We start from the raw sequence: 20,361 nt of genomic DNA on the forward strand, positions 1-20,361 counted from the left end.
CCCGAGATGCTCACATCATGCCTAGTTCAATATTTTTTCCCAGTGTCCAATTCATTGACGTCGTGTAAACCGAATGGCTACCGTGGCTGCGGCCACAGGGTGCTGAGCACCCCACTCGGACACGTGAGGGCAAGGCATGAGCGTCAAGAGCACCACCGTGAACACCGTCCTGGGCCCGGTGCCGGCCGGGGACCTGGGGGTCGTCTCGGTCCACGAGGCACTGCTGTCCGTGTTTCCGGGCGCTGAGCACGCCTTCGACGTCACCATCGACCGCGCGGAGATCTTCGAGACCCTCGCCGCGAAGCTGAAGGACTTCCGGGCCCACGGCGGCGGCACGATCGTCGACAGCACCGGCATGTTCCACGGCCGCGACGTCCGGCTGTACGAGAGCCTCTCGCGCACGACCGGCGTACACATCGTCGCGTCGACCGGACAGGGCCCGGAGGAACTGCTCGGCGGTTACTTCCTCACGCCGCAGACCGACCCGCCGACGCCGTGGCCCGCCGAGAAGTTCGCCGGCCTCTTCACCGCGGAGGTCACCGAGGGCATGGTGGTCCCGCGCGTGGAACGGCGGGGCCCCGCCGGGCTGGTGGCCACCGCCGTGTCCGCCGGGGGCATGACCGCGACCGACGAGAGCCTGCTCCGCGGCGCGGCGCGCACCGCCCTGAACACCGGCGTCGCCCTCTCCGTCCGCCACGGCAGCGACGCCGTCCACGACCTCGGGATCGCCCTGGACGAGAAGCTGCCGGCCGGCCGTGTCGTCGTCGCCGGGCTCGACCGCGCGGACGCCGTCGCCGCCGGGGCGCCCGCCGAGATCGCCCGCCGCGGCGCCTACGTCGCCCTCGACCACGTCGGCGTGGACGACGGGACCCACATCGGTGACGCCGAGCGCGCCGCCCTGGCCGCCGAGCTCGTACGGGCCGGCTTCCGCGACCGGATCCTGCTCTCCGGCAACGCCACCGGGGTGGCGAAGGGCCACACCGGCAACGACCTGCCCTACAGCTACGTCCTGACCATCTTCGTCCCGCTCCTGGAGGCGCAGGGGCTCAGCGAGGCGGACACGCGGCGGATTCTCGTCGGGAACCCGCGCGACCTCCTGTCGGTGCGCTGAGCGCGCCGGTGCGAACGACCGTCAAGTCTCTTTCTCAAAGGTGAGTGTTGTGTCGAGAGTGAACACCGTCCTGGGACCGATCCCGGCCGAGGAGCTGGGTCTCGTGGCCGTCCACGAGCACATCGGCTACGGCATGCCCGGCTCCGAGCTGGACACGAAGTGGTGGAAGACCCCCGAGCAGCGGCACGAGGAGACCGTCCCGAAGCTGCGCCGCTTCCACGAGCACGGCGGCGGCACCTTCGTCGACGCGACCGGGATCTGCAACGGCCGCGACATCGACCACTACAGGTCGCTCTCCGCGAAGACCGGCGTGCACATCGTCGCCTGCACCGGCTTCGTCGGCGGCGACACCGCCCTCCCGCACTTCGCGCGGGCCGAAGTGGACTACCTGACACGGCAGTTCGTCCACGAGATCACCGTCGGGATCGGCGGCACGGACGGCCTCGCCGGGGTCATCAAGGTCGGCGTGAGCCGCGGCGGCCGCATGACGGACCTGGACAAGCGCATCTACCGCGCCGCCGCCCGCGCCTCGCTCCTCACGGGCGTACCGATCCTCACGCACCTCGCGATCGACGCCGAGAACGCCATCGCGATCTTCGCCGAGGAGGGACTGCCCCTGGACCGCGTCCTGTTCGGCCACGTCGACGACGGGGTGAACGCCGACAGGACGCGCGACGTCTGGATCGCCGAGCAGGGCGGACGCATCGGCTTCGACACCTTCGGCTACGAGACGGAGCTGCCCGACCCGCCGTTCTGGGCCCGCCCCCGCAAGGAGCGGCTGGACCACTTCCTCCGGTTCATCGGCGACGGCCGGATCACCCAGGTCCTCGCCTCCGCCGACGCCAACTGCAGCCCGCTGGGCTGGCCGGGCGTGAAGGGCCACACCGTCAACTACATCTTCGAGGACCTCATCCCGGACCTCCGCGCGGCCGGTCTCGACGAGGCCGCCATCAAGACGATCTTCGTCGACAACCCGGCCGGCTTCCTCACCATCCAGAAGTAGAGAGAAACACCATGCACCTCTCGGACCTGAAGAACCTGAAGATCGCCATCGTCGGAGCGGGGTACGGCGGCGCGGCGGCGGCCAAGGCCCTCAGCCTCCTCGGCGCGGACGTCGACGTCTACGAGCAGGCGGGCCGGATCGGCGAGGTCGGCGCCGGTATCGGCCTGCGCCCCTCCACCATGAACCGGTTCCGCGAGTGGGGGATCTTCGACGCCGTCGCGAAGGTCAGCTCGCCCAGCGACTACTTCGAGATCCTCACCGCCACGGGGGAGCGGATGATGAAGGAGGCGTGGCCGGCCGCGGGCGAGCAGACCCACACCCACCTCATCCACCGCGGCGACTTCATCGACGCACTCCTCGGCGTCCTCCCCGAGGGCATGGTGCACCTCGGCCACAAGCTGGAGACCGTCCAGGACAAGGGCGACAGCGCCGTCCTCACCTTCGCCGACGGCAGGACCGCCGAGGCCGACCTCGTGGTCGGCGGCGACGGCATCAAGTCGGTGGTGCGCCGCGAGCTGTTCACCGACAAGGCTCCCGTGTTCTCCGGGGAGCACGCCTACCGCACGGTGATCGACGTCGACGACGCCTACGGGATGGTCGTCGACGACAACCTGCGGATGTACATCGGCCGGGGCACGAAGATCTACCTGCTGCCGCTGCGCCACCGCAACCAGGTGTCGTTCGACGTCACCGCCCTGTGCCCGGACGGCACCTGGGCACCGCAGGTCACCAAGGACGCCCTGCTGGCCACGGTGGAGGGCTTCGACGAGCGCCTCGTGAACATCACCCGGGACCTCGACATGAACACCGTGAACATCCGCGCCGTCTACGACATCGACCCGGTCGACACCTGGCACACGGACTCCGTCGTCCTCGTGGGCGACGCCGCCCACTCGATGCTGCACCACCAGGGCCAGGGCGCGAACTCCGCCATCGAGGACGCCGGAGCGCTCGCCGACGCCCTGCGCCGCGCGGACTCCGTGAAGGAGGCGCTGGCGCTGTTCCAGGCCACCCGCAAGCCGGTGACCGACGAGTTGCAGCGCATCTCCCGCCAGGGGTGGACGGAGGAGGAGATCCACGAGGTCTTCCCCGGCCAGAAGCCCGCGTCCGCCGCCGCCCCGCAGGAGTAGGACACATGCCGCTGCACCCCGAGATCGCCGCGTTCGTCGCAGGCCTCCCGGCCCCGCCCGAGGGCCCGCTCGACCCGGTCGCCCTGCGCGCCGCGGACGAGGCGCACGTCGCCCCTCCCGCCGAACGCCTGCCGCTGCACGCGGTGGAGGACGTCACCGCGCGGACCGCGTCGGGAGACGTACCGGTACGGATCTACACACCGGCCGAGGCCGGCGGCGACGGCGTGATCGTCTACTTCCACGGCGGTGCGTTCTTCCTCGGCAGCCTGGGGACGCACGACCACGTCGCGCGCTCGCTGGCGAAGGAGACGGGCCTCAAGGTGGTCTCCGTCGGCTACCGCCTGGCACCCGAGTCCGCCTTCCCCGCCGGTCTGGCCGACTGCTACGGGGTCGTCCGCTGGGTGGCCGAGGAGGGCGGGAGCCCCGCCCGGGGCGGCACGACGCTCGCCGTCGCCGGTGACAGCTCCGGCGGCACCTTCGCGGCGGCGGTCGCGGCCATGGCGCACGACGACGGCTTCGACCGGATCACGCACCAGATCCTCTACTACCCCTCGCTCGACCTGGACTTCGACACCGGCCGGTACGCCTCGCTGCGGGAGAACGCCGTGGGCTACGGCCTGGAGACGGCGGGGCTGAAACCCTTCAACGCCTTCTACACCGGCAGCGGCGCCGATCCCGCCGACCCTCTTGTGTCGCCCCTGAAGCGGACGGACCTCACCGGACTCCCGCCCGCCCTGGTCGTCACCGGGGAGTACGACCCCCTGCGGGACGAGGGCGAGCTCTACGGCCGGCGGCTGCGCGAGGCCGGCGTCCGGGCGGCGGTCAGCCGGTACGCGGGCGCGGGCCACGGGTTCGTGCAGCACTTCTCCTGGATCCCGGAGTACCACCGGGTCTTCGAGGAGACGCGCGACTTCCTCCGCCGGAACTGAACGGGGCGGTCGTCGCACGGATCCGTTCGACGTACGGGTCAGGTCCATGTACGGGTCCGGGCCCACGCACCGGGCCGGTCCACGCACGGGTTCGGCCCACGTGTGGTTCAGCCTCACGCACGAGTTCGGGCCCATGTACGGGTTCGGCCCACGTGTGGGTTCAGCCTCACGCACGGGTTCGGGCCCATGTACGGGTTCGGCCCACGTGTGGGTTCAGCCTCAGGGAGGGTCCGGCGACGCACGGGTCCGGTCCCACGTACGGGTTCGGTTCGGTCCACGTGTGGGTTCGGCCTCACTACTGGATCCGTCCACGTACAGGACCGGCCCACGTACAGGACCGGTCCCCGGTACAGGACCGGCCCACGCACGGGTCCGGCCCACGCACGGGCCCGGCCTCACGTACAGGACCGGCCCCCGCACGGTCCGGCCCCACGCACGAGTTCGGAAAGAGAGTCATGACGCCGCACGCAGTCAACGTCCACCCCCTGGTCTCGCCGTGGGGCCGGTTCGGCCTCTACAGCTTCTTCATCGACGCACCCGAGCCCGCCGTCGTCGACACCGGGATCGCCTCCTCACCCGCCGACGGCATGATCCCCGCCCTGGAGGCCATCGGGCGCCGCATCGAGGACGTGCGGTGGATCCTGCTGACCCACGGTCACATCGACCACATCGGCGGGGCGCACGCCCTGTGGGAGCTCACGGGCCGGCGGGCCCAGGTGGTGATCCACGAGGCCGACGCACCGATGCTCCGTTCCCGGCGCGCCCACGTGGACGAATACCTCGCGGGGCGCGGACAGTACCTGGGCGATCCCGACGGCGAGGCGAGGGTGACGGCCGCCACACACGCCGTCATCTCCGGCGAGATGGAGCCCACCCTGCTCGTCAGGGGTGGCGAGACCCTCTCCCTCGGCGGCGGTGTCGAGGTCTCGGTGCACCCGGTCCCGGGGCACACGCCCGGATCGGTCGCCTACGTCATCGACGGCCAGCGCTCGGTGTTCACCGGCGACGCCGTGCAGGTCCACGGAGCGGCCAACGGCTTCCCCGGCTACACGGACCCGGCCGCCTACCGCGCCGGGCTGGAGTACCTGCGTGACGAGGTCCGGCCCCGGCACCTGTACCTCGGGCACCCCTACCGCCGCGCCGACGGCACCCCGTACGGCGTCGAGCTCGACGCCGCGCAGGCCCGGGAGGCCATCGACCAGAGCCTCGCCATCGAGGCCCGGGCGGGTGCGGCGGCCTGCGACTGCCTGCGGTCCGGCCTCCAGGAGACGGACTCCCCGTACTCGCCGTTCGCCCCCGCCGCCGGGGCACTCGGCTACACCGGCGACCCCACGCTCGAACCCTCGCCGTTCCTCACCACGATGCACGGCTACCGCACGCAGCACGACCAGACCTCGTAGTACAGGAGCTTCGTACTCATGACCGACTTCCAGACGATCCGGGCGGGCAGGCAGGAGATCGCCGTCCGCAAGGACCTCCGGGTGCCGATGCGCGACGGCGTCATGCTGGCGGCCGACACCTACAGCGGCGTCGACGACAAGCCGCGTCCGGCGCTCGTGGCACTCAGCCCGTACGGCAAGGAACTCCAGGCCCTCGCCCTCACCACCCCGCCGCAGCGGCGCCCCAGCCCGATGTGGGACGGCTGCATCGAGGCCGGTGACATCGCGCGCGTGGTGGAGGAGGAGTACGTCCACGTCATCGGTGACCTCCGCGGCTCCGGCGCCTCCGAGGGCGAGCACATCGGCAACTACAACGCCGGCGGCGTCCCGCTCGGCCAGGACGCGTACGACTTCATCGAGTGGGTCGCGGCGCAGCCGTGGTGCGACGGCAACGTCGGGATGATCGGCATCAGTTACTTCGGCTCGATGCAGGTGCTCGCGGCGGCCGAGCGGCCGCCGAGCCTCAAGGCGATCTTCGTCAGCGGCGGCCACTACGACTTCTACGAGACCACCTACCACGGCGGCGTCATGTGGTTCATGCCGCGCGCCGCCCGCGAGGGGCGCGGCGGCGACTCCGGCTGGGCCTTCACCGACGGCGTCAAGTCCCGCATGCTGGAGACCTTTTCGCCCGAGGAGATCAGGGAACGGGTGGCCGAGCGCCTCCGGGACCCGGATGTCGCCGCCTGGCCCAACCTGGTCCACGTGCTGAACTACCCGAAGAACCACGAGGCCTGGTTCGACATCGTGATGAACGAGGTCGACGGCGAGTGGTACGAGGAGCGCAACCCGGTCACCCTCGCACCCCGCGTCGACATTCCCGTCTGGCTCCAGATCGACCAGGGCCGCGGGTGGACGATGGACGGCACCATCGAGCTCTACGACGCGCTGAAGGGCCCGAAGAAACTCGACATCGGCCCCTACCCGCCGATGCAGTCGCGCCCCTTCATCGAGGAGCACGACAAGATGTTCCGCTGGTACGAGTACTGGCTCAAGGGCATCGACAACGGGATCATGGACGAACCGGCCGTCAGCATCCACGTCGAGGGCTCACGCGAGACCGTCACCGGCGCGCAGTGGCCGCCGAAGAAGGTGGAGCACAGGGCGCTCTACCTGCGCCCGCGCCACGCGCTGTCCCCCGAGCCCGAACTCATGGGCGCCGAGCACGCCGCACCCGACGGCTTCTACCAGGCGCCGCTCACGGTGACCGACACCGTGCAGACGCTCAGCTGGAGCACCGCCCCGTTCACCGTACCCACCGAGATGATCGGACAGGGCGCGGCGCACCTGTTCGCGGAGATCGACCAGCCCGACACGAACTTCATCCTGCGCCTGTGGGACGCGGCCCCGGACGGCGGGCGCCGCCTCGTCACGACGGCCTACCTCAAGGCGTCGCACCGAGAGCTCGACGAGGAACGCACCACGGAGGGCGACCCCCGCCACCCGCACACCCGGGCGGTGCCGGTCGAGCCGGGGACGATCGAGGAGTACGTGCTGCGCGTCTACCCGTTCGGCGCGACGTTCCTGCCGGGACACAGGCTGGTGGTGGAGCTCTCCAACGCCGAGCCGCTCGCCGACGAGCACAACGCGCTGCTGCCGCCCGACGCCTTCCACCTCCCGGTGGGCCGCCCCGTCACGCACAAGATCTACCGTGACGCCCTCCACCCGTCCCGGCTCGTGCTGCCGTTCACCGAGGTCGCCGCCGCGGACGCGGCACGGCCGGGCGGCGGCGGAGGGGAGAGCCCCCACGGTTCCTGACCCACGCGTCATGGCCGCCCCGCCGCCGGGGCGGCCTTTCGGGTGGCTTCCGCGAGGCCGTGAACAATCACGACACAAGGTGTCGGGATTCGCGTCGAGCATGGGGTTCAACGGTCCGCGTCCCGCACGGACGCGGACCACGCCGTGCGACAGACAGGGAACTCCATGGGACTCACACCCGGCACACCGGCACCCGGCCTCGGCGGGAAGGTCGCGCTCGTCGCGGGGGCCACGCGCGGAGCCGGACGCGGCATCGCCGTCCAGCTCGGTGCCGCCGGTGCGACGGTCTACGTCACCGGACGCACGACACGGGAACGGCGCTCGGAGTACGACCGGCCCGAGACGATCGAGGAGACCGCCGAACGCGTCACCGAGGCGGGCGGAACCGGCATCGCGGTGCCGACCGACCACCTGGTGCCCGCACAGGTCCGTGCCCTGGCCGAGCGCATCGACGCCGAGCAGGGAGGGCTGGACGTCCTGGTCAACGACATCTGGGGCGGGGAGAAGCTGTTCGCGTTCGACCGGCCGGTGTGGGAGCACGACCTCGACGACGGGCTGCGACTGCTCCGGCTCGGCGTGGACACCCACGCGATCACCAGTCACTTCGTCCTGCCGCTGCTCGTGCGCCGGCGGGGCGGCCTCGTCGTCGAGATGACCGACGGGACGTCCGCGTACAACAGCGAGCACTACCGCAACTCGTACTTCTACGACCTGGCCAAGAACAGCGTGCTGCGCACGGCGTTCGTGCTCGCGCACGAGCTGGAGCCGTACGGCGGGACGGCGGTGGCGCTCACCCCGGGATGGATGCGCTCGGAGATGATGCTCGACGCGTTCGGTGTCACCGAGGACACCTGGCGTGACGCGCTGGCCACCGTGCCGCACTTCTGCGTCTCGGAGAGCCCGGCGTACGTCGGCCGGGCGGTGGCCGCACTGGCCGGCGACCCGGACGTCGCCCGCTGGAACGGCCGGTCGCTGTCCAGCGGGCAGGCCGCCCAGGAGTACGGGTTCACCGACCTCGACGGCTCACGGCCCGACTGCTGGCGCTACCTCGTCGAGGTCGAAGCCGCCGGCAAGCCGGCGGACGGCACCGGCTACCGGTGACGCCCGCCGCTCACGGCCGTACGCGTCCGGGCCGCAGGTGTCACTTCCGCCAGAACAGGTGATGGGTCACGCCGCTCGGGCTGGGCACGACGTCCAGGTGGAACCTGTCGGTCAGTTCGTCGGGGGACTCCCAGAGCCGCAGGCCGGACCCGAACTTCACGGGCGAGACCGCCACGTGCAGGGTGTCGACGAGGTCGGCGTCGAGGAACTCCCGGATGGTCGTCACCCCGCCGCCGAGCCTGACGTCCTTGCCCCGTGCCGCCTCCCGGGCCTGACCGAGGACCGTGGCGGGATCGCCGTCGACGAAGTGGAACGTGGTGTCGGAGAGCGTGAACGACGGGCGCGTGTGGTGGGTCAGCACGAACACCGGGGTATGGAAAGGCGGCTCGTCCCCCCACCAGCCGCGCCACTCGTGGTCGTTCCACGGCCCGCGCTGCGGACCGAACTTGTTGCGCCCCATGATCTCGGCGCCGATGCCGTGCGCGAAGTCCCGCGTCAAGTAGTCGTCGAGGCCCCGGCTCCCCCCGGAGTCGGTGCGCCCCGGCCAGCTCGCGGTGGCACCCGCCCAGGCGAACAGCCGCCCGGGCTCGACGTGGCCGAACGGGTGTTCAAGGGTCTGGTCCTCGCCGGCTGCGATCCCGTCACTGGAGACGGTGAAGTTCTGGACCCTCAGCAGCTGGGCCATAGGTGTTCCTCCTACGTCGTCGACAACGGTGATGAGACCCTCCGGGGCGGGAGAACTCATCGCGCTCCCGAGGATGACGGAAGCGGCGCCGGTTCCTCGGAACCGGCGCGAGGTCTCCCGCACCGTACCGGACCCGACTGACAGCCCCGCCGGACGACAGCGTGGTGGTCGGGCGACGTCCGGGCGGGCGGCGTCACGGGGTGAGGGCCGGCCTCCGGCCGCCCGATGACGGCCGCCGGGGCCCCGCGGCCCAAGGACACCGAGTCGCCGTCGAGGGCGAGCGGGTGCCGGAGGGCGAAGGGCCGGACCGCCGGACGACGGGGCACGGCGAGGGCGGGCACCGGGGAGAGTCCGTGCACCCCGGCGTGTGCGGAGTACCCCGCGCTCCGCCGTGCGCTTTGATCGGTGACGGACGGACGCGCAGGGCGCCGGCCAGGACACAGACCGTCGACGGAGCACCCGGCATGCCTGAGGAAGAGTCCGGCACCCCCCACTGGCTGTTCGGCGATCAGCTCGGACCCCATTTCGTCGATCCCGCGCGGGGCGGCCCGCACCGGGACGCGCCGCTGCTGATGATCGAGTCCCGCCGCGTCTTCGGGCGACGGCGGTTCCACCGGGCCAAGGCCCACCTCGTCCTCTCCGCGATGCGGCACCGGGCCGCCGAACTGGGCGACCGCGTGCGCTACGTCAAGGCCGGCACCTACCGCGAGGGCCTGCGCGAGGCCGTGGGGGACGGCCCGGTGACGGTGCGTCACCCGACGTCCCACGCGGCCCTGGCCTTCGTGCGCGGGCTGCCCTCCGTACGCGTCCTGACGGCCCACGGCTTCCTCGTGACGCACGACGAGTTCAGGACGTGGGCGGACGGCCGCGGCACGAAGCACCTCCGGCAGGAGGACTTCTACCGCTGGGTCCGCCGGACGCACGACCTGCTGATGGAGGGCGACGACCCCGCCGGCGGCCGGTGGAACCTCGACCACGACAACCGGCGGCCCCCGCCCCGAGGCGCCACCGCCCTGGGCGTTCCCGCGCCCTACCGCCCCCGGGAGAGCGACATCGACGCCGAGGTGCGCTCGGACCTCGACCGGTGGTCGCGCGAGGGGGACGTCGAGTTCGTCGGCGAGGACGCGCCGCGCCGGTTTCCCGCCACCCGCCGGGAGGCCCTCGCGGCGCTCCGCCGCTTCACCGAGCACCGGCTCACCACCTTCGGGGCGTACGAGGACGCGGTGCTCGCCGAGGACGCGACGATGAGCCACAGCCTGCTCTCCTCGTCGCTCAACCTCGGCCTGCTGGACCCCGCGGAGTGCGTCGAACGGGCGGAGGCCCGGTGGCGGTCCGGGGACGTGCCGCTCAACAGCGCCGAGGGGTTCGTACGGCAGATCGCCGGATGGCGCGAGTTCGTCTGGCACGTCTACTGGTACTTCGGCGCCCGGTACCGCGAGGGCAACGCCCTGCGCCACCACGGAGCGCTGCCCGGCTGGTTCACCGAGCTGGACGGGGAGGGGACCGGGGCGAACTGCCTGACCCACACGCTGGACCAGGTCAGGACGACCGGCTGGACACACCACATCCCGCGCCTGATGATCCTCGGCAGCCACGCCCTGCAACGGGGATGGGACCCGGCCGCCGTCACCGACTGGTTCCACCGCGGCTTCGTCGACGGCTACGACTGGGTCATGGTCCCCAACGTGGTGGGCATGTCGCAGTACGCGGACGGGGGCCGCATGACCACCAAGCCCTACACCTCGGGCGGCGCCTACATCGACCGCATGAGCGACCTCTGCGGCCCCTGCCGCTACAAGCCGTCCGTACGGGTGGGTGAGGACGCCTGCCCCTTCACCGCCGGATACTGGAACCTCCTGCACCGCCACCGCGACCGCTTCGAACACAACGCGCGGATGACCCGGGCGGTGCGGGGACTGGACCGCCTCACCGACCTCGGCGAACTGCTGGAGCAGGAGCGCGACCGCAGGGACTGAGACCGTTGTACGGTCCGCCCGGGGGCCGTACCCCGGCACCGGAGCCGGGGCACGGTCACAGCGCGCGGAAGGAGAGGGACGTGGATCAGCCGGCGGCAGGACCCGCCCCGGAGGAGAACGGGCAGCAGGCGCTCTTCGGCTGGCCGGACACCGCACCGGCGCCGGCGGCCGGGCGGACGTTCCGGGACAGCCGGCGGGCACGCCGGATGCTCGACGTACGGGAGGTCTACGCGGAACCGGCGGCCCTGGACTCCCCACGGGGCCGGCAGATCATGGCCCGGCTGCCCGGAGCGCGCGTGACCGAGGTCGACGGCCACTGGCGCATCCCCTCCCTCCACGGGAACGACGGCAACACCGCCCGGTGGGTCCGCGTCAAGACCGAGACGCTCGTCCTCGGCGTCAAGCAGACCCTCACCACGCGGCCCAACGGCAGATCGGCCGACTGGATCGCCCCCGGCCCCTCCAACGGCTGCGCGATGGCCTGCGCCTACTGCTACGTCCCCCGCCGCAAGGGGTACGCGAACCCCATCACGCTGTTCACCAACATCGAGGCGATCGTGGCCCACGTCCGCCGCCACGTACGGGCCCAGGGCCCCAAGACGGAACCCAACCAGTGCGATCCCCGTTCCTGGGTCTACGACATCGGAGAGAACGGGGACTGCTCGGTCGACGCCCTCGTCTGCGACAACACCGAGGACCTCGTCGCAGCCTTCCGGCACCTGCCGACGGCGAAGGCGTCCTTCGCGACCAAGTTCGTCAACCCCGACCTGCTCGCCTTCGACCCCCAGGGCCGCACCCGGGTCCGCTTCTCCCTCATGCCGCCCGACGACGCGCGGCTGCTGGACATCCGCACCAGCCCGGTGGCCGAACGGATCGCCGCGGCGCCCGACTTCCTCGACGCCGGGTACGAGGTCCACTTCAACCTCTCGCCCGTCGTCCTGCGCCCCGGGTGGCAGCGGGACTGGGCGGACCTGTTCGTCCACCTCGACGACGTCCTGCCCGCCCGGGTGAAGGCACAGGCGGCGGCGGAGATCATCATGCTGACCCACAACCGGTCGCTGCACGAGGTCAACCTGGGCTGGCACCCGCGCGCCGAGGACGTGCTGTGGCAGCCGGCCGCCCAGGAGACGAAGCGCTCGCAGAACGGGGCGCTCAACGTCCGCTACGCCCGGGAGGTCAAGCAGCGCTCCCTGGTGCGGATCCAGGAGCTCATCGCCACCCACGCCCCGTGGCTGCGCATCAGGTACGCCTTCTGAACGTGTGCTCCGCGGCGGGGCGGTGCCCGTCCCCAGCGCTCCGCCCCGCCCGCCGTGCGCCTCACCCGTGTGCGGCGGCCGTCTTCTCCGTCTCCGCGAGTACGAGCGCGGGGCGCTCGGCCGGGATGTCGTGCGAGCTGCCCTCGGCGGTGACCGGGGTCCGGCCGGGTCCGGCCTCCACGAACGCCGCCGCCGCGTCCCGCCAGAGCCGGGCGTCCCGGGGGGACCCGTCGAACGGCGTCTTCTCCGACACGATGACGGTGGCGGGGACGGCGGCCGGCCAGGAGACCCGGTGGTACGCCTGGTGCATCGGAGCGAAGTCCTGCGCGGTGGGAATCAGTTGACGGTTCTCCTTCGTCGACGGATCTGCCTTCGCCACGTCGACCAGCGGCTTGTTCGCGGCCACCGTCCGGGTGCGGGCGCCCGCACCCGGCGCGGTACTGCCCACGCATCGACGGGGCGTACGGGGCCCGCCGCTCGCCGGTCGGCTCTCGCGGGCCGCCTGCGGGGCTTCCGTACCGCCTGGGCGGTGTCCCGGCTCGCGGCCCGGCCGTTCCCGACCGCCGTCACCGTACGCACCGGCGGAGCCCGCCGTCCGTCCCCCGCCCGCCGAAAATGCCTGGCGCGGCGGAGGCGCGGGGCGGAGACTCGGCCCATGGCTGACATGGGGGCGTTCCGGGCGGCGGTCACCACATGGGCGGCCGGCGGCTCCGGTGACCCCGCTCGGGAGCTGGCCGCGCGGCTGTCCGTCAGGGCGGCCGTCCTGCTCGAAGGGCCGAGCGATGTCGCCGCGGTCGGTGCGCTGGCCGCGAGCCGGGGCAGGGACCTCGCGGCCGAAGGGGTCTGTGTCCTGTCGATGGGCGGTGCGATGGGCGTCGGGCGCTACGCCGGTCTCCTCGGCCCCTCCGGCCTGGGCCTTCGCCTCACCGGGCTGTGCGACGAGAGGGAGCGCGGCTACTACGCCCGCGGCCTGGAACGGGCCGGTGCGGCGTCGCGGGAGTTCTTCGTCTGCGCGGCCGACCTGGAGGACGAGCTCATCCGGGCCCTGGGGGTGACGCGCGTGGAGGAAGTCGTACGCGAGGAGGGCGACCTGCGGGCCCTGCGGACCTTCGTGAACCAGCCGGCGCAGCGGGGCCGCACCGCACACCAGCAGCTGCGGCGCTTCTTCGGCACGAAGAAGGGGCGCAAGATCCACTACGGCCGTGTGCTCGTCGAGGCCCTCGGCCCCGAGCGCGTACCCCCGCTGGACGGCCTGTTCGCGCACCTCTGACCACCGGGTGCCCACGGCTGCCGCGCACGGTGGTGCGAACCGCCGGTGTGGGGGAGCGGCCTGCTCGGGGAGGGCGGACCGTACCGGGGAGTGGTCCGTCCGTCCCCGGTAGGGCGCCTCCGGAGGAACGGCCCGCCGTCGATGGGCGCCCGCACCGGTCCGACCGCGCTCCGGGGTGCCCGGCGCGGCGGGTCCGGAGCGGGGCGCGAGCGCCCTCGGCCGGACGCGTCCTCACCTTCCGCCACGCCGCCCCGCGCCATCCGATCCACGGAACCCCCCTCCCGTGCAGGTGCTGTGTCCGCGGGGAAGTCGCCTGCCCGTAACCCTTGACGCTGGCCTCGGGCGAAAACTACGTTTTGGTTTGCGGAAATCAACTTCCACTTTGTGGAAACCTCTGAACTCTCTCCGTCGCCGGGACCCGTGGCGCGCGGCCTTCTCCGAAGCGGCCCGCCGACAGGCTCCGTGGCGACCCCTAGTGAACAATCGAGGGCCGACCGATGACTGCTGTGGAGGACCTGCCGCCCGAGACGGCCACCGGGGGCACCCGGGCCGACGGGGGCACCGGAGGCACCAGCTCCGTCCTGTACACCTACGACCTGGCCCCGACGAAGAAGCAGGGACGCCGCTGGGGCGCGTACAACGTCTTCACCCTCTGGGCCAACGACGTCCACAGCCTCGGCAACTACGCCTTCGCCATCGGCCTCTTCGCCCTCGGCCTGAACGTGTGGGGCATCCTGGCGGCCTTCGCGCTCGCCTCGGTCCTGCTCTTCCTCCTGCTGACGCTGTCCGGCTTCATGGGTCACAAGACGGGCGTCCCCTTCCCCGTCATGAGCCGCATCGCGTTCGGCATCAAGGGCGCGAAGATACCCGCCGCGGTCCGCGGCATCGTCGCGATCGCCTGGTTCGGCATCCAGACCTACCTCGCCTCCGCCGTCCTGAGCGCCCTCCTCCTCGCGATGTTCCCCGGCCTGCGCGCCCTGGACGCGCACGCGCTGCTCGGGCAGTCGGCTCTCGGCTGGATCTCGTTCGTCTCCCTGTGGGCCCTCCAACTCCTCATCGTGAGCTACGGGATGCAGATGATCCGGAGGTACATGGCCTTCGCGGCGCCCACGACCCTGATCACCATGCTCGCCCTCGCGGTCTGGATGTTCGTCCGTGCGGACGGCTCGATCTCGCTGTCCGTCGACGCACCGCTCACCGGCGGGGCCATGTGGCTCCAGATCCTCCAGGCCGCCGCGCTGTGGGTGGTGATCTACGGGACGTTCGTCCTGAACTTCTGCGACTTCACCCGGTCCGCGAAGAGCCGCGGCTCCATCGTGCGCGGCAACGTGATCGGCATCCCGCTGAACATGCTCTTCTTCGCCGTCATCGTGGTGGTCCTCAGCGGGGCGCAGTTCAAGCTCGACGGGCACATCATCACCAGCCCCACGGACATCGTCCGCACCATCCCGAACATGTTCCTCCTGGCGGTGGCCTCGCTCGCCCTCATCGCCCTGACGGTCGCGGTGAACCTGCTGGCCAACTTCGTCGCGCCGATCTACGCGCTCATCGACCTCTTCCCCCGCAGGCTGAACTTCCGCCGGGCGGGCGTCGTGAGCGCGGTCATCGGGCTGGCGATCCTGCCGTGGAACCTCTACGACAGCCCGGTCGTCGTGAACTACTTCCTCGGGGGACTCGGGGCCCTCCTCGGACCGCTCTTCGGCGTGATCATGGCGGACTACTGGCTGCTGAGGAAGTCCCAGGTCAACGTGCCCGACCTCTACAGCGACGACCCGGGGGGCGAGTACCACTACAGCCGCGGTTTCAACCCCCGCGCGGTGGCGGCCTTCGTCCCCGGCGCGGCGGTCGCCGTCGTCGTCGCGCTGGTGCCCTTCTTCCACGCCGCGGCCGGGTTCTCCTGGTTCGTCGGCGCGTTCCTCGCCGCCGTGCTCTACGCCCTCATCGCGGACCGGCGGGCACAGATCCGGGACGTGGACGGCGAGTCCATCGCCGTCGCCGCCGAATGAACCACCGCCGGACGCACCACCGAACCGAAGGCCATGGCATGCGCATCCTCGTCGTCAACGTCAACACCACGCAGTCGATCACCGACTCCATCGGCGAGCAGGCCGCCGGTGCGGCGTCGCCGGGCACCGAGATCGTTCCGCTGACCCCCTCCTTCGGGGCGGAGTCCGTCGAGGGCAACTACGAGAGCTACCTCGCCGCCATCGCCGTGATGGAGACGGTCCGTGCCTATCCGGAGCCGTTCGACGCCGTGATCCAGGCCGGATACGGCGAGCACGGGCGGGAAGGGCTACAGGAACTGCTCGACGTGCCGGTCGTCGACATCACCGAGGCCGCCGCGAGCACCGCGCAGTTCCTCGGCCGCAGCTACTCCGTCGTCACGAGCCTGGACCGCACGGTGCCGTTGATCGAGGAGCGCCTGCACACCGCCGGGCTGAGCGCGCGCTGCGCCTCGGTGCGGGCCAGCGGGCTCGCGGTGCTGGATCTGGAACGGGACGAGGAGGCGGCCGTCGCCGCCATCGTCGAACAGGCCGCCCTGGCCGTGGAGACCGACCGGGCGGAAGTGATCTGCCTCGGCTGCGGCGGCATGTCGGGCCTCACCGAACGCGTCGTCGAACGCACCGGCGTCCCCGTCGTCGACGGTGTGAGCGCCGCGGTGACGATCGCCGAGTCACTGGTCCGTCTGGGCCTGACCACGTCGAAGGTGCGCACGTACGCCCCGCCGCGCCCCAAGCGGTTCGTCAACTGGCCCCCAGGTGACCGCTGAGGCGGCGCCGTCCACCGCCCGCGCCCGGGGGCCGCACTCCGGTCCCACCCGAGGAACACGCTCTGAAGAGGAGGGCATCCGTGCCCGAGGTACAACTGGTCCTGCGCTCGACACGTGTCGTCACCCCCGAGGGGACGCGGCCCGCGTCGGTGCTGGTCGCCGGTGGGGAGATCGAGGCGGTTCTGCCGTACGACGCCGGGGTGCCGGGCGGTGTGCGTGTCGAGGACTTCGGTGACGACGCCCTGCTGCCGGGCCTCGTCGACACCCATGTCCACGTGAACGACCCGGGCCGCACCGAGTGGGAGGGCTTCTGGACCGCCACCCGCGCCGCTGCGGCGGGCGGCATCACCACGCTGCTCGACATGCCGCTCAACTCCCTCCCGCCGACGACCACGGTCGAGCACCTGCGCGTCAAGCAGCGCGTCGCCGCCCCCAAGGCGCACATCGACACCGGTTTCTGGGGTGGCGCCGTGCCGTCCAACACGAAGGACCTCCGCCCGCTGTACGAGGCCGGGGTGTTCGGCTTCAAGTGCTTCCTCTCGCCTTCCGGTGTGGAGGAGTTCCCCGAGCTGGACCAGGAGCAACTGGCGCGCTCCATGGCGGAGATCACGGGCTTCGGCGGCCTGCTGATCGTGCACGCCGAGGACCCGCACCACCTCGCCGGTGCGCCGCGCAGGAGCGGGGAGAAGTACGCCGACTTCCTGGCGTCCCGCCCGCGCGACGCCGAGAACGCCGCGATCGAGGGCCTCATCGCGCACGCCAGGCGCCTGAACGCCCGCGTCCACGTCCTGCACCTCTCCTCCGGCGACGCGCTGCCGCTGATCGCCGCCGCCAAGCGCGAGGGCGTACGCGTCACCGTCGAGTCGTGCCCGCACTTCCTGACCCTGACCGCCGAGGAAGTCCCCGACGGGGCGACCGAGTTCAAGTGCTGTCCGCCGATCCGTGAGGCCGCGAACCAGGACGCCCTCTGGGCCGGGCTCGCCGACGGGACGATCGACTGCGTCGTCTCCGACCACTCACCCTGCACCACCGACCTCAAGACCCCCGACTTCGCATCCGCCTGGGGCGGGATCTCCTCCCTCCAGCTGGGTCTTCCGGCGATCTGGACCGAGGCGCGCCGTCGGGGGCACACGCTCGACGACGTGGTGCGCTGGATGTCGGCCGGTCCCGCGCGTCTGGCCGGTCTGGGCAGGAAGGGGGCGATCGAGGCCGGGCGCGACGCGGACTTCGCGGTCCTGGCGCCCGAGGAGACCTTCACCGTCGATCCCGCCGGCCTCCACCACCGCAACCAGGTCACCGCCTACGCCGGCAAGACCCTGCACGGCGTCGTCAGATCCACCTGGCTGCGCGGCACCCGGATCGCCGCCGACGGCGTACTCGCCGAGCCCACCGGCCGACTCCTGGAGAGGGACGCCTGAGCCACCCGCGGGTTGTCAACGCCCCGGCGGCGGGCTGGACGCGCCCGCCGCCGGGGGACCTCCCGCTTACCCGCCGGCGCTGGGGCCCTCGACCGGGCCCAAGGTCCCACGGGGCCGGTCGAGGAGCGGCCTGTCGACCGTGTCGCCGTCCACCGCCGCGGCCGACTCCCTGTGCCCAGAACGGTCCGGGCGCAGGGCGGTTCCACCCGAGGGGGTCGAGCGGAACGTCTTCGGCGAGAAGACGAACGACCTGGAGACCGGCCGCCTCCTCGCCGCCGCCGCCCGCGCGTGGGGCATCGGCCGAGCCGCGGAGAAGTCCGTCCGACCCCCGGGCGCGTACGCCTCCCGCACCCGTTGCCGCCCTGTGGGCGAGGAGCCTTCCCTCCAGCCCCTTCTTCGTCCGACTCCGCTGTGGTTCTACGTTGTTGACGAGCCGTGCATGCCACCGGCCCGGAATCTCGGACCTGTTGTCGTCTGCCACGAGGACGTCAGTGGTCCTGCCGTCAGACGCGGGCGAGTTCCCCCGACCCCCCGGTGGCAGACGGACCTGTCATGAACCTTGTCAGTCCACCGGCGGGCGCTCTATTGTCGCGGGCAGAAAGCGCTTTCCCCTCCTGGGTTCCGTCCGGTGGAAGCGTCCGTCGCGACGGCCGTCGTGACGGACGCGCACGAGCCGCCACCGGTACGGCGCAGGGCTTGACCGGGGCACCGGTCCGCCGGTGGACGAAGGGTGTACCCCACCCGTTCACGGGGTGACCGGTGATCCCGTACGCGCTGTGTCCGGGACCGGCTGAAGTCCGGTCCCGGCAGTTCGGAACGAACATGCACGACCGGCCCGCGTGGGCGTCGCAGTGATGCGCCGCCGGCTCGGCCGGCTCGCCGTTGCGACCGCGGCATGGAGCAGCAACACCAGCATGTGAAGACGAATGGGGACACCAACATGAGACGACCAGTAGCGCTGCGCCTCAACGCCGCACTGGCCACGATGGCCCTGGCGGCCGCGACCGGCGTGGTCCTGTCGATGCCGGAGGCGGCGTCGGCGGCCGCGACCGGCAGTGCCACCGGCTACGCGACCCAGAACGGCGGGACCACCGGCGGTGCCGGCGGGACGACCGTCCGGGCCACCACGGGCACCGCGATCCACCAGGCGCTGTGCGGCCGTGCCAGCAGCAGTACCCCGATCACCATCGAGGTCGAGGGCACGATCAACCACGGCAACACCGCCAAGGTGTCGGGCGGCAGCTGCAACACCGCCGCCGGTGTGATCGAGCTGAAGCAGATCAGCAACGTCACCCTCGTCGGCGTGGGCAGCGGTGCCGTCTTCGACCAGCTGGGCATCCACGTCCGCCAGTCCAGCAACATCATCATCCAGAACGTGACCGTCAAGAACGTCAAGAAGTCCGGCTCGCCCACGTCCAACGGCGGTGACGCCATCGGCATGGAGAGCGACGTCCGCAACGTCTGGGTCGACCACACCACCCTGGAAGCGTCCGGCGGCGAGTCGGAGGGCTACGACGGCCTCTTCGACCTGAAGGCCAACACCCAGTACGTCACGCTCTCGTACAGCACCCTGCGCAACTCCGGGCGTGGCGGCCTGGTCGGTTCCAGCGAGACGGAGCTGTCCAACGGCTTCATCACGTACCACCACAACCTGTACGAGAACATCGACTCGCGGGTGCCCCTGCTCCGCGGCGGCATCGCCCACATCTACAACAACTACTACGTGAAGCTCAACGAGTCCGGAATCAACTCCCGGGCCGGTGCCCGCGCCAAGGTGGACAACAACTACTTCAAGAACTCCAAGGACGTGCTGGGCACGTTCTACACCGACGCGGCCGGATACTGGCAGGTCAGCGGCAACACCTTCGACAACGTGACCTGGTCCGCCCCCGGCAAGGAGAACAACCCCGCCGGGCCCGACCCGAAGTCGAACACCAGCGTCAGCATCCCCTACTCCTACACCCTCGACGACGCGAGCTGCGTCCCGGCGACCGTCACCGCGACGGCGGGCGCCAACAAGGGCCTGAAGGTGTCGGACGGCAAGTGCTCGTCGCAGCCGCCGACCACCCCGACGCCGAGCCCGACGGACCCCACGCCCGACCCCACCCAGCCCAGCGGGACCAACCTCAGCCTCGGTTCCGGAGCCGGTGCCGACGGCTCCAGCAAGGCGAGCGGGGTCAGCTACGGCAACGTGCGGGACGGTGACATGAGCACCTACTGGTCACCGGCAGGCTCGACCGGTTCCATCTCGGTCAAGTGGGGAACGGCCACCTCCGTCTCCAGGATCAACATCCGTGAGGCGTCCGGTTCCGCCGGCGCCATCGGATCCTGGAGGGTCCTCAACGGCGACAGCGGAGCCGTCCTGACCTCCGGCAGCGGGGCGGGCGTGATCACGGTCCCCAAGACCTCGCTGAAGAAGATCACCTTCGAGATCACCGGTTCGACGGGGACGCCGAAGGTCGCCGAGTTCGAGACGTACGCCGGATAGTGGCGCCGGTCCCGGGCGCCCGCCCCCGCC

Annotated in this window: 16 protein-coding genes; 14 read left to right on the plus strand and 2 right to left on the minus strand. The window is 71.5% G+C overall.

Annotated elements, in window-relative coordinates; all coding sequences use genetic code 11:
- Positions 1-136: 136 nt before the first annotated feature.
- The 7 genes from ACFVS9_RS06065 (at position 137) to ACFVS9_RS06095 (ending at position 8,468) form a co-directional block, all read left to right on the plus strand.
- Complete coding sequence (locus tag ACFVS9_RS06065) at positions 137-1,111, plus strand: phosphotriesterase (protein WP_389930406.1); 975 nt, start codon at positions 137-139, stop codon at positions 1,109-1,111.
- A gap of 49 nt (positions 1,112-1,160) precedes the next feature.
- Positions 1,161-2,114, plus strand: a complete 954-nt coding sequence (locus tag ACFVS9_RS06070; protein ID WP_389930409.1) for a phosphotriesterase — start codon at positions 1,161-1,163, stop codon at positions 2,112-2,114.
- An 11-nt stretch (positions 2,115-2,125) separates the two neighbouring features.
- Positions 2,126-3,244 carry an FAD-dependent oxidoreductase gene (locus tag ACFVS9_RS06075; protein ID WP_389930411.1) on the plus strand — a complete coding sequence of 373 codons (1,119 nt, stop codon included), beginning with the start codon at positions 2,126-2,128 and terminating at the stop codon, positions 3,242-3,244.
- Positions 3,245-3,249: 5 nt separating this feature from the next.
- Positions 3,250-4,173 (plus strand): alpha/beta hydrolase, encoded by a 924-nt coding sequence (locus ACFVS9_RS06080; RefSeq protein ID WP_389930414.1) that lies wholly within the window; start codon positions 3,250-3,252, stop codon positions 4,171-4,173.
- 455 nt (positions 4,174-4,628) lie between these two features.
- Positions 4,629-5,573 carry an MBL fold metallo-hydrolase gene (locus ACFVS9_RS06085; RefSeq protein WP_389930416.1) on the plus strand — a complete coding sequence of 315 codons (945 nt, stop codon included), beginning with the start codon at positions 4,629-4,631 and terminating at the stop codon, positions 5,571-5,573.
- A gap of 18 nt (positions 5,574-5,591) precedes the next feature.
- A complete protein-coding gene (locus tag ACFVS9_RS06090; RefSeq protein ID WP_389930419.1) occupies positions 5,592-7,367 on the plus strand; it encodes a CocE/NonD family hydrolase in 1,776 nt (591 codons plus the stop codon).
- A 165-nt stretch (positions 7,368-7,532) separates the two neighbouring features.
- Positions 7,533-8,468, plus strand: a complete 936-nt coding sequence (locus tag ACFVS9_RS06095; RefSeq protein ID WP_389930421.1) for an SDR family oxidoreductase — start codon at positions 7,533-7,535, stop codon at positions 8,466-8,468.
- Between the two features lie 40 nt (positions 8,469-8,508).
- On the opposite strand, the gene ACFVS9_RS06100 is transcribed toward ACFVS9_RS06095, so the two are convergent.
- The gene (locus tag ACFVS9_RS06100) at positions 8,509-9,153 is read right to left on the minus strand and encodes a dihydrofolate reductase family protein (RefSeq protein WP_389930424.1); all 645 of its coding nucleotides are present in this window, start codon (positions 9,151-9,153) and stop codon (positions 8,509-8,511) included.
- Positions 9,154-9,617: 464 nt separating this feature from the next.
- On the opposite strand from ACFVS9_RS06100, the gene ACFVS9_RS06105 reads away from it, so the two are divergent.
- A complete protein-coding gene (locus ACFVS9_RS06105; RefSeq protein WP_389930426.1) occupies positions 9,618-11,129 on the plus strand; it encodes a cryptochrome/photolyase family protein in 1,512 nt (503 codons plus the stop codon).
- A gap of 80 nt (positions 11,130-11,209) precedes the next feature.
- Entirely contained in the window at positions 11,210-12,385 is a 1,176-nt protein-coding gene (locus ACFVS9_RS06110) for a spore photoproduct lyase family protein (protein WP_389930429.1), read from the plus strand.
- A 61-nt stretch (positions 12,386-12,446) separates the two neighbouring features.
- Here the strand turns inward: ACFVS9_RS06110 and ACFVS9_RS06115 are convergent, their stop codons facing one another.
- Positions 12,447-12,833, minus strand: coding sequence for a hypothetical protein (locus ACFVS9_RS06115; RefSeq protein ID WP_389930431.1), 387 nt, complete (start codon positions 12,831-12,833; stop codon positions 12,447-12,449).
- Positions 12,834-13,040: 207 nt separating this feature from the next.
- Here ACFVS9_RS06115 and ACFVS9_RS06120 point away from each other — a divergent pair, with 207 nt between their 5' ends.
- The 5 genes from ACFVS9_RS06120 to ACFVS9_RS06140 all read left to right on the plus strand — a co-directional run bounded on the left by ACFVS9_RS06120 (position 13,041) and on the right by ACFVS9_RS06140 (position 20,331).
- Positions 13,041-13,655, plus strand: a complete 615-nt coding sequence (locus ACFVS9_RS06120; RefSeq protein WP_389930433.1) for a TOPRIM nucleotidyl transferase/hydrolase domain-containing protein — start codon at positions 13,041-13,043, stop codon at positions 13,653-13,655.
- A 497-nt stretch (positions 13,656-14,152) separates the two neighbouring features.
- On the plus strand, positions 14,153-15,661 hold the full coding sequence (locus ACFVS9_RS06125; RefSeq protein WP_383115360.1) for an NCS1 family nucleobase:cation symporter-1: 1,509 nt from the start codon (positions 14,153-14,155) through the stop codon (positions 15,659-15,661).
- Positions 15,662-15,699: 38 nt separating this feature from the next.
- Positions 15,700-16,425 carry an aspartate/glutamate racemase family protein gene (locus ACFVS9_RS06130; protein WP_389930435.1) on the plus strand — a complete coding sequence of 242 codons (726 nt, stop codon included), beginning with the start codon at positions 15,700-15,702 and terminating at the stop codon, positions 16,423-16,425.
- A gap of 80 nt (positions 16,426-16,505) precedes the next feature.
- Entirely contained in the window at positions 16,506-17,843 is a 1,338-nt protein-coding gene (allB, locus tag ACFVS9_RS06135; protein WP_389930438.1) for an allantoinase AllB, read from the plus strand.
- 940 nt (positions 17,844-18,783) lie between these two features.
- On the plus strand, positions 18,784-20,331 hold the full coding sequence (locus tag ACFVS9_RS06140; RefSeq protein ID WP_389930440.1) for a polysaccharide lyase family 1 protein: 1,548 nt from the start codon (positions 18,784-18,786) through the stop codon (positions 20,329-20,331).
- Positions 20,332-20,361: the final 30 nt, after the last annotated feature.

It is taken from the genome of Streptomyces sp. NPDC058008, assembly GCF_042886395.1.
Taxonomy (GTDB): Bacteria; Actinomycetota; Actinomycetes; order Streptomycetales; family Streptomycetaceae; genus Streptomyces.

Excerpts from the sequence above, each read along its gene's own strand:
- ACFVS9_RS06065 (WP_389930406.1), top strand. The coding sequence starts at position 137 with ATGAGCGTCAAGAGCACCACCGTGAACACCGTCCTGGGCCCGGTGCCG.
- ACFVS9_RS06075 (WP_389930411.1), top strand. The coding sequence starts at position 2,126 with ATGCACCTCTCGGACCTGAAGAACCTGAAGATCGCCATCGTCGGAGCG.
- ACFVS9_RS06080 (WP_389930414.1), top strand. The coding sequence starts at position 3,250 with ATGCCGCTGCACCCCGAGATCGCCGCGTTCGTCGCAGGCCTCCCGGCC.
- ACFVS9_RS06085 (WP_389930416.1), top strand. The coding sequence starts at position 4,629 with ATGACGCCGCACGCAGTCAACGTCCACCCCCTGGTCTCGCCGTGGGGC.
- ACFVS9_RS06090 (WP_389930419.1), top strand. The coding sequence starts at position 5,592 with ATGACCGACTTCCAGACGATCCGGGCGGGCAGGCAGGAGATCGCCGTC.
- ACFVS9_RS06095 (WP_389930421.1), top strand. The coding sequence starts at position 7,533 with ATGGGACTCACACCCGGCACACCGGCACCCGGCCTCGGCGGGAAGGTC.
- ACFVS9_RS06100 (WP_389930424.1), bottom strand. The coding sequence starts at position 9,153 with ATGGCCCAGCTGCTGAGGGTCCAGAACTTCACCGTCTCCAGTGACGGG.
- ACFVS9_RS06105 (WP_389930426.1), top strand. The coding sequence starts at position 9,618 with ATGCCTGAGGAAGAGTCCGGCACCCCCCACTGGCTGTTCGGCGATCAG.
- ACFVS9_RS06120 (WP_389930433.1), top strand. The coding sequence starts at position 13,041 with ATGGCTGACATGGGGGCGTTCCGGGCGGCGGTCACCACATGGGCGGCC.
- ACFVS9_RS06125 (WP_383115360.1), top strand. The coding sequence starts at position 14,153 with ATGACTGCTGTGGAGGACCTGCCGCCCGAGACGGCCACCGGGGGCACC.
- ACFVS9_RS06130 (WP_389930435.1), top strand. The coding sequence starts at position 15,700 with ATGCGCATCCTCGTCGTCAACGTCAACACCACGCAGTCGATCACCGAC.
- ACFVS9_RS06140 (WP_389930440.1), top strand. The coding sequence starts at position 18,784 with ATGAGACGACCAGTAGCGCTGCGCCTCAACGCCGCACTGGCCACGATG.